Origin of the sequence: uncultured Planktosalinus sp., assembly GCF_963973675.1 — a bacterium.
GTDB lineage: Bacteria > Bacteroidota > Bacteroidia > Flavobacteriales > Flavobacteriaceae > Planktosalinus.
Genome location: NZ_CAXBAN010000193.1, coordinates 1 through 4,933, shown reverse-complemented (window position 1 = coordinate 4,933; position 4,933 = coordinate 1). Strand labels below are relative to the sequence as shown.

Below are 4,933 nucleotides of genomic sequence, written 5' to 3'. Positions count from 1 at the left end.
AGAATATTTGAAGAATAATTGCTACAATTAAACCAAATACTGTTGTTAAAAGTGCTACTTTAATACCCCCTGCAACAAGAGAAGGTTGCATATCTCCGGCCGCTTGAATTTTATCAAAAGCAATAATCATACCTATAACTGTACCCATGAAACCAAGCATTGGCGCCAATGCGATAAACAAAGAAATCCAGGAAACGTTTTTCTCTAACTGCCCCATTTGAACACCTCCGTAAGCGACAACAGCTTTTTCAGCAGCATCAACGCTTTCATTGGCTCTGTCCAAGCCTTGGTAATAGATTGAAGCAACGGGTCCTTTGGTGTTTCTACAAACTTCTTTAGCTGCTTCTACACCTCCGCTTTGAAGGGCATCTTCCACTTCCTGAGCTAGTTTTTTAGTATTGGTTGTTGAAAGGTTCAAATAAATAATTCTTTCAATAGCAATGGCCAAACCTAGAATTAAACACAATAAAACAATTCCCATAAAGCCGGGGCCTCCTTCAATGAAACGTTTTTTAAGTACCTGATGAAATCCTAAGCTTTCTTCGACCTCGGGCATTTCATCTTGAAGTGAAGCTGCAGAGGTTGTTGTAGTTGTGATTGTTTGAATGTCTTCAGGAAACGCCTGGGATTCATTGTATGCATTTGCATTAACTGATACAGTTAGCACTAATGCTGCAACTGCTAAAATAGAAAATAATCTTTTCATTGCTATCGTCTTAAAAGTTTGTTTTTAGTTAAGGGTTTAAAGATATAAAAATTATTATTTAAAATACAATTTAATATTTTGCAGAGAGGAAGGGATTCGAACCCTCGATACGCTTTTGGCGTATACACACTTTCCAGGCGTGCGCCTTCGACCACTCGGCCACCTCTCTATTCAATCTTATTCCACCGATGTGGCTGTTTGCACTAACAGCGTGCCAAATAACAAAAAAAATCTTACTTAGTAAAATTTTAGTTGGTTAAATTTACATCATTTCTCCTCTCAACGATGTTTCAAATATGGTTTTGAATACATTAGGTGAAATTTGCTGCCCTAACAGATACATCAATTTTGTTATTGCAGCTTCTGTTGTAATGTCTTTACCCGAAATAACTCCTAATTTTTGTAACTTCACACTGGTTTCATATTGGCCCATTGCCACACTTCCTCCGGAACATTGAGTAACATTTATTACAGGAATCCCTCTATTGATTGTTGATTCTATAATGTCTAAAAACCAATCTTCGTCTGTTGCGTTACCGGCACCATAGGTTTCTATCACCACACCTTTCAGATCGTGATGACTTAGCATGTTTTTTAAGATGGTTTCTGAAATGCCCGGAAAGAGCTTAATTAACATTACCTCTGTTTCGAGATTTAAATGTATTTGTAGTTTTTTCCTTCTAGGAAACCTCAATAATTTTTCTTCGCTCACTGAAAGATGCACTCCGCTTTCAATTAACGGAGGGTAATTTAAGGATGCAAAGGCTTCAAAATGCTCTGCATTGATTTTTGTTGTTCTGTTTGCCCGGTATAATTTATATTCAAAATACAAACCAACTTCTGTTACTACGGGTTTTTCATTTTTGTGTAAGCCTGCTATTTGAATGCTGGTAATTAAGTTTTCTTTGGCATCTGTTCTAAAGTCACCAATAGGTAATTGAGAGCCGGTAAAAATAACCGGTTTTGAAAGGTTTTCAAGCATAAAACTAAGCGCTGATGCTGTATATGACATAGTATCACTGCCGTGCAACACAACAAAACCATCGGTTATTTCATAATTTTCCTTGATGATTTTTGCCAATTTCACCCAATATTTAGGGTGCATATTTGAGCTGTCAATTGGGTTTTCAAAACTGATGGTATTTATGTTGCAGTCCAGAAGTTTCAATTCTGGGATATGCGCAAGGAGCTCATCAAAATTAAAACTTTTTAACGCCCCTGACTCAAAGTCTTTGATCATCCCAATGGTTCCTCCTGTATAGATAAGCAGTATGTTTGGCTTTTTTTTCATTTATAAAAAGTAATTTTTGGGTGCTTATACTCCAAAGATTTTTTTAGAATTTTGGGTTGTTTTTCTTGCAACCTCTTCAACAGAAACATTGTAAATTTCTGCAACTTTTTTGGCAATTTCATACAAGTAACTGCTCTCATTGCGCTTACCGCGAAAAGGTGTAGGTGCCAGATAAGGCGCATCGGTTTCCAAAACAATTTCTTCAAGTGGAATTTGATTTAAAAAACGGTCAATTTTTCCATTTTTGAAAGTTACCACTCCCCCAATGCCTAATTTCATATTGAAAGATAGTGCTATTTGGGCTTGTTCATAAGTTCCGGTGAAACAATGAAAAATTCCAAATAAAGCATCGTCTTTTTCAGTTTCAAGTACCTCAAAAATTTCTTCAAATGCTTCTCTACAATGAATTACAATGGGTAGTTTTAATTTTTTGGCAAGCTGAATTTGTTTTTTGAAAGCAGTTTTTTGAATTTCAAGTGTAGAAGTATCCCAATACAAATCAATTCCTATTTCGCCAACGGCATAAAAATTACGATTTTCAAATTGCTGTTCCACAAAATTTAGTTCATCTTCATAGTTTTCTTTTACTGAAGTGGGGTGCAATCCCATCATTAAAAAAACAGTTTCCGGATATTTTTTTTCCAATTGAAACATTGCCCGGGCATAGCTTGAATCTATGGCCGGAATAAAAAAACGTTTGACACCAATATCAATTGCCCTTTGAATCATCTCTGATTGGTCTTCATTAAATTGTTCACTATAAAGATGGGTATGGGTATCAGTTAAAATCATAAATGCAAATCTAATTGATTTTGTTCAGTTATCTTTGCCAAAAAAGATTATAGAAGTGAGCAGTTTAAGAAAATTTATGGAATCTAAGAACTTTCAACGGGTTTCGTTAAAAAAAATCAACTCAAATCATTTTGAATTAAAAGCAAAGGTGAACGGTGTTCCCGGAAATTTTATATTGGACACAGGTGCTTCAAATAGTTGTATTGGCAGTGACAGTATCGCACATTTTAAACTGGATGTTGAAGAAAGTGAGGTAAAAGCCGCAGGTGCAGGCGCCACCAATATGTTTACTCAAATTGCAGAAAACTACGCGCTTGAGATTGGAGGTTGGAAACAAAAGAAAACAGATTTTGTAGTATTTGATTTGCAACATGTGAATGAAGCACTTCAAACAGCTAACGCAGAGGCTGTAAATGGTATTATTGGTGCAGATGTACTAAAAAAATCGAGAGCTGTAATTGATTATGGCAGAAATTGTTTGTATTTAAAAACTTAACTTTGTTAAGACATTGAATTTCGAATCTTTAAAACGAAAAAAGTGCCCAGTGAAAAAACACCTACTTAGCAGTTTCTTTATTCTCTTTATTATTTTTTCATCTTTTCCGCAAGACAAGTATGAAAAATTTCGCAATGTGATTGATACTACCCAAGGCATCACATTAAAAATTAATGCAATAGATTCATTACTCACTCTCTATTGGAATGACAAAAATTTTGAAGAGTTCATAAGTCAATCTGAAAGCTATATCAACATTGCAGAAGAAAGCAACCTGTATGATGAAATGGCTAAAAAAGCTATGAATGTTAGTTATCCTCTCATCAACATTAAAGATGAACCGAAAAAAGCAATCACACTCTTAAACCGGGTAATTCAATATGAAGATCAACTGACGGACAGTTTTTTAAAAGGTGGTATTTATCTAAAAAGAGGTGGTGCCTTTTTTAATTTTAACCTCTCAAAGTCGATAGAAGATTATACAACTGCCATTGAAAAATTTAAAGACAAAGATCGAATCTACATTGCAGATGCACATTTATTTAGAGGACAGGCTTACTCGGGTTTAGGTCAATTTGTTGCAGCAAGTGAAGATTATAAAAAAGCCTATGATTATTTTGAAATGGAAGAGGATTATGAGTATATGCTTCACTCAAGAAGTGGCGAAATAATTATGTACAGCAAGAACGGTTTTCTTGAAAAATCAATCACTCAAAGAGAGCAATTGATTGAAGACTTAAAGAACCTGAAACTATATCGGTATTTAACCAGTCAATTTTACAACCAATCCATCGATTATAAAAAATTAAACAACTTCCCCAAACAATTAGAATATCTTGAAAAGGCACTTACTTTTACCGACTCCAGCAATCAGCCTGCATTTAATTATACAGCCATATACAGTTCTCTTTCAGACCACTTTTCACAAACAAAAAAATTTCAAGATGCTTCATTTTACTTAAAAAGAGCTGAGGAGTTTCTTCCAAAAGTCTCAAGCGACATTTATGCTCAATCGATTTATTTGATGGCACTTATTGAGTATCAAAAACAAAATTATTTACTTGAAGAAGCAAAGACCAATGCCATCAAACGTATAGATTTACTTCACGAGATGAGCCTCGATGAGGAAACCATTAAAACACATAAAACACTTTCTGAAATCTATTTTGAACTTGGAGATTATGAAAATGCTTACAAGCATTTAAATTTACATTCAAGTATCAAAGACTCACTTTACAACCAAACAAAAACCAACGCCCTTGTGTACTATCAAACCCTTTATGAAACTGAGCGGAAAGAAAAAGAGTTATTCGAAAAGAAAAGTAATATTGCTTTTCTGGAAGAAAAAAACAATGCTTTAAAAAAACAATACCTATTTGGAGGTATTACATTCACCCTTGGTTTTATATTGCTGCTTTTATACAAAAATCAACGTAATCTTAAAAACAAAAAAGAGTTACAAGAAAAATACACACAAGATTTATTGGTTGCCCAAGAAGAGGAAAGAAAAAGAGTTTCAAAAGATTTGCATGATGGTGTTGGACAAAGTTTGTTGCTTATCAAGAACAAAGTTGTTTTAAACAAGGATGATTCCACTAAAAACCTTGTTGAAGGTGCCATAGAAGAGGTTCGATCAATTTCGAGAGCA

General features: G+C 34.5%; 5 protein-coding genes and 1 tRNA gene. 2 read left to right on the top strand and 4 right to left on the bottom strand.

Annotated features, from left to right (window positions below):
* The 4 genes from AACY61_RS08580 to AACY61_RS08565 all read right to left on the bottom strand — a co-directional run.
* The coding region (locus AACY61_RS08580; protein ID WP_339611164.1) for a MotA/TolQ/ExbB proton channel family protein at nt 1-706 on the bottom strand (706 nt) is incomplete at its 3' end.
* Nucleotides 707-787: 81 nt separating this feature from the next.
* A tRNA-Ser gene (locus AACY61_RS08575) sits at nt 788-875 on the bottom strand.
* Between the two features lie 93 nt (nt 876-968).
* Entirely contained in the window at nt 969-1,997 is a 1,029-nt protein-coding gene (locus AACY61_RS08570; RefSeq protein WP_339611163.1) for an asparaginase, read from the bottom strand.
* 24 nt (nt 1,998-2,021) lie between these two features.
* Nucleotides 2,022-2,789: a TatD family hydrolase gene (locus AACY61_RS08565; RefSeq protein ID WP_339611161.1), complete on the bottom strand. Its 768-nt coding sequence runs from the start codon at nt 2,787-2,789 to the stop codon at nt 2,022-2,024.
* Nucleotides 2,790-2,865: 76 nt separating this feature from the next.
* On the opposite strand from AACY61_RS08565, the gene AACY61_RS08560 reads away from it, so the two are divergent.
* On the top strand, nt 2,866-3,285 hold the full coding sequence (locus AACY61_RS08560; protein ID WP_339611160.1) for a retropepsin-like aspartic protease: 420 nt from the start codon (nt 2,866-2,868) through the stop codon (nt 3,283-3,285).
* A 49-nt stretch (nt 3,286-3,334) separates the two neighbouring features.
* The coding region (locus tag AACY61_RS08555) for a histidine kinase (RefSeq protein WP_339611159.1) at nt 3,335-4,933 on the top strand (1,599 nt) is incomplete at its 3' end.